General features: G+C 57.5%; 1 protein-coding gene. It reads left to right on the forward strand.

Features of this window, described 5'->3' with window-relative positions; translation table 11 throughout:
* Positions 1-405, forward strand: a 405-nt coding sequence (locus SB816_RS30005) for an ATP-binding protein (protein WP_410547993.1), incomplete at both ends; no start/stop codon positions are given.

The following is a 405-nucleotide window of genomic DNA, read 5'->3' on the forward strand; positions in this document are numbered from 1 at the left end:
AACACGTTACAGGTTCCACTGCTGGTAACGTCGGTGGCCTCCTGGCTTGAGCCCGGTTATCTCGGTGATGTTCTGAAGCGCATGTCCAGGGCATTTGAACTGGCGCGGGAGAATGCACCCGTCATTCTGTTCATCGCCGAGATCGACAATATCGGCAGTCGCTTTGGCGGGAAACGCGAGCAGCATGATGATTACTGGCGCTCGTTGATCAATCGGCTGCTTGAGCTTCTCGACGGCACATCGAAGACCGAGGGCGTGATCGTCGTTGCGGCGACGAACCTCCCGGAAAAGATTGACCCTGCGCTGTTACGATCGGGGCGGTTGGAAAAGCATGTCGCGATCCCCATGCCGGACACTGAGCAGTTGGTCGGCATTCTGGCCTATCACCTCGGAACTGACCTGGCT

The sequence above is a fragment of the Achromobacter sp. SIMBA_011 genome, from assembly GCF_046535435.1.
Taxonomy (GTDB): Bacteria; Pseudomonadota; Gammaproteobacteria; order Burkholderiales; family Burkholderiaceae_B; genus Achromobacter; species Achromobacter dolens.